The sequence below is a fragment of the uncultured Campylobacter sp. genome (assembly GCF_938018035.1).
Taxonomy (GTDB): domain Bacteria; phylum Campylobacterota; class Campylobacteria; order Campylobacterales; family Campylobacteraceae; genus Campylobacter_B.
In genome coordinates this window covers 1-3435 of sequence record NZ_CALIJF010000375.1, presented here as the reverse complement: position 1 = coordinate 3435, position 3435 = coordinate 1, and the positions used below count along the sequence as shown (strand labels likewise).

Annotated in this window: 4 protein-coding genes; 3 read left to right on the top strand and 1 reads right to left on the bottom strand. The window is 49.1% G+C overall.

Annotated features, from left to right (window positions below):
* The first annotated feature begins 384 nt into the window (after nucleotides 1-384).
* A complete protein-coding gene (locus Q0257_RS11345) occupies nucleotides 385-867 on the top strand; it encodes a flavodoxin domain-containing protein (RefSeq protein WP_298024888.1) in 483 nt (160 codons plus the stop codon).
* Nucleotides 868-1026: 159 nt separating this feature from the next.
* Here Q0257_RS11345 and Q0257_RS11340 read toward each other — a convergent pair whose 3' ends face one another.
* Nucleotides 1027-1275 carry a hypothetical protein gene (locus tag Q0257_RS11340; protein ID WP_298024886.1) on the bottom strand — a complete coding sequence of 83 codons (249 nt, stop codon included), beginning with the start codon at nucleotides 1273-1275 and terminating at the stop codon, nucleotides 1027-1029.
* A gap of 253 nt (nucleotides 1276-1528) precedes the next feature.
* Here Q0257_RS11340 and Q0257_RS11335 point away from each other — a divergent pair, with 253 nt between their 5' ends.
* Both Q0257_RS11335 and Q0257_RS11330 read left to right on the top strand, forming a co-directional pair.
* A complete protein-coding gene (locus tag Q0257_RS11335; protein WP_298024884.1) occupies nucleotides 1529-2494 on the top strand; it encodes an HlyD family efflux transporter periplasmic adaptor subunit in 966 nt (321 codons plus the stop codon).
* Nucleotides 2495-2525: 31 nt separating this feature from the next.
* A complete protein-coding gene (locus Q0257_RS11330) occupies nucleotides 2526-2717 on the top strand; it encodes a hypothetical protein (RefSeq protein ID WP_298024882.1) in 192 nt (63 codons plus the stop codon).
* Nucleotides 2718-3435 lie beyond the last annotated feature (718 nt).

The following is a 3435-nucleotide window of genomic DNA, read 5'->3' as shown; positions in this document are numbered from 1 at the left end:
ATTTAACGGATAATTTTACAAAAATACTTCGCTGCGGCGCACAAACAGTGCGCCTGCTAGTATCGCACAAAATCATCCAACCTACGCCTGCTTATCCTAAAATACTTTTCGCTACTATAAAATTCTTGGATAAAATTTCACTGCTTCATAAATTTTAACGCTTCATTTGCCGAAATTTAGTACTTCATAAAATTTAATGCTTTTTCTGTCGTAATTTAATATTTCATCTGTTCGCATCAAATTTCATTCTGCCTTTTAAATTTCATAAATTTAAAATTCTAAAATTTAAATGTGCCTGCTAAGCTGAGCGGCCGCGCAAAATCTATTTTAACCGAGATTTTATCTTATTTAGTTAGAATTGTTATTATTTTTAAAGGAGAAAAAATGAAAAAACTATTAGTTTACGCTACCAAAGGCGGCGACACGAAGGTCGTGAGCGAATACATCGCTTCAAAGCTCGGCTTTGAGATCAAGGAGGCCAAAGAGCTAAATGAGGAGGATTTGGCAGGAGCGGGCGCGTTTATTTTTGCGGCTTCGACGCACGGCGACGGACAGATCCAGGCTAAATTTGACGACAAATTGGAGCTTTTGAATAAAACTGATTTTGACGGAAGGAAGGTCGCGCTCGTCGGCGTCGGTAACGTCGAGCGCCACGGCAACGATTTTTGCAGCGGCATGAGTGCGTTTTTGCCGGTACTTAAAAAGGCTCGTCTCATCGGCGCTTGGGGCGCGGAGGGCTATAAATTTAAACATTCGCGCGCCTTCATAAACGGCAAATTCGTAGGTCTTACGATCGATTTTAAGGGCGACGAGCACTGGCAGGCAAGGGCTGATAAGTGGATCGCCGCAGTTGGAGGCGAGTTTTAAATATTTCAGCTTTTGCGCGACCGAGCGAGATTTAGGCTCGATGAGCCCAAATCTCGCTAAATTTCCCCATTAAATTTCACGCTCCGCTTCCGAGCGAAGCCCTCTTAAATTTTACTCGCCACAGCGTTAGAATTTCCGTCGCATCCAAGCGCCGCCAGCTCATATCGCGTAAATTTTATTGCTAGCGGAGGCTGTAAATTCTAACTCGTCGCGCGGGTAGCTATGGGTGCCGCGATAAAATTTAGTTCGCGGCAACTTACGCGCTATTCGTGCAATAAACGATAAATTCCGCCCGTGATGCTTGTATGCCATTGGTGCGATAAAATCTTGCTTTCGCGACAAAATTTCGCTCGCGTGGCACCTATCTATGTATCGCTCGCCCGTCAAAATTTCACGCTCCGCTTCCAAGCGAAGCTTCCTTGTTAAAATTTTAAAATTTTTAGTTCAAAAAGTCGCTGTGTTTTACAAGCCGTACCGCTTAAAATCGCGCGGATAGGCTAAATTTTATCCGCCCAAGCTTCAATTCTGCTCGCGCGGCGACCAATTCAATACGGCAATTTTATGCGATCAATTTACAAAATCACCGTCCGAGCCTCAAATATCAGCGCCGCATTAGAAAAGTTATTTTATAATAACCGCATATCAAAATTTAAGGCGATCTATGAAAAGGCTTCTATTTTTCGTCATTTTTGCGCTGGCCGCTCTCGCCGCGGCGATCTACTTCAATCTCGATAGGCGCGAAGAGGTCGCGCACAAGGCCTACGGCATCATCGATATCAGGCAGAGTTCGCTTAGCTTCGAGCGCAGCGGCCGCATAAGCGCGCTTTATCGCGACGAGGGCGATTTCGTGCAGGCTGGCGACGTCTTGGCGGCTCTGGATACGGCGAATCTGAGCTATCAAAGGCGTATTCAGATCGCGAGATGCGACGGGCTTAAATTTAGCTTGCAAAAGCTGCAAAGCGGCTTTCGTAGCGAGGAGATCGAGATGGCGGCGGCGAACGTAAGCGCGCTGCAAAACGCCCTACAGCTCGCTACTTTGACGAACGAGCGCCTCAAGAGCCTAGGCAAAACCAACTCCGCGTCCAAGCAGCAGATCGACGAAGCGTTTTACTCGATGAAGCGCACGCAAGCCCAGCTGCAAAGTGCGCAGGCTAATCTGCGTCAGCTTCAAAGTGGCTACCGCGGTGAGGATGTCGGCGCCGCCCGCGCAAATTTGGCAAGCTGCGAGGAAAATCTAAAATATCTGAATTACCAAATCGAGACGCAAAGCGTGCTAAAAGCGCCATTTAGCGGGCAGATCAGAGCGCGCCTCAAGGAGCTCGGCGACATCAGCATGCCAAGCGTGGGCGTTTTTGAGCTCAGCGAAGTAAAAAATAAGCGCGCGAAATTTTATCTAAGCGAAAATCAGCTCCGCTTCCTGCGTGCCGGACAGAGCGTGCGGATCATCGCCGCGGACGGCTCTAGCGCGAGCGCAAAGGTCGCCTACGTGAGCCAAACCGCGATGTACACGCCGCGCACGGTGCAGACCGAGGAGCTGCGCGCCGATCTCGTGTGGGAGGCGCGCGCCGATTTTAGCGACGAAGATGGGCAGTTTCGCTTAGGTCAGCCGATCAGCGTGGAATTTTAACATGCAAGCGCTGCGAGTGAAATTTTAATGCATGAGCGAAATTTTAGCGCGCGGACGGCACTTTGGACACTGCGGGCAAAATTTGGATAGCAAAGATCGCTGCATGGCAAAATTTTACGCGACACCCGGCGAGCGAGACATACGGCGTGAGTTTGATAAAATTTTAAAAGCGCGCTTCGAGGCGGAATTTAAACAGCGTTTGCTCCGCAGAGTAGGGCGATGAATTTTTATCGCACCTAAAATATATCGTCTAGGCGCAGACGGCGATAAAATGCTGCGTGTTTAGAACGAGGCCGTACAAAGGCGGCGTAAATTTTATCGCGCGGGTTTTGCGCGAGCCGGCGGGGCTTTGGATAAAAGATCGGAATTTTGCAGCGCGACGAGCAAAATTCCGGCGAAATTTTGCTGCATTTTACTGTAAGGAAGCGCGGGTCAAATTTTAAAATTTACGGCTCGGCGACGGCGAGGTAAAAGCCGGGCAGTAGAGCGGCGGGCTTTGTTTTGAGCAGGCGTTTTGCGATAAACAAGCGGCGATTGAACCGAGCGTGGACGGCAGTAAAATTTCACTACGAAACAAACGGCGCGATAAAATACCGATTGTGCGCGGCGGTGAAATTTTACCCCAAAGGACGCGGCAGCTGAAGTCGGTACTATGCTAAAGAAAGCCGAGATTAGGTAAAATTTCACCAAAAGAGATGGCAGTGGTAAAATTTTACCCCGAGAGGCGCGGCAACGATAAAATTTCGCCGAAAGAGGCGCAGCGCAGATAAAGAGCTCGGCGCTCACAGCTCGCAAGGTGTCTGAAAAAACTCGCTTTCATCTGTGTTTTGAAGCGAATTTATCGCGGGTACTCGCGGGCTGCTTCATGTTTTGGAGACCGCCCCGCTCATGCGCGTTGTGTGCGCATCGTTAGCGGCGCGGCTAGCCGATGCGATATGCAC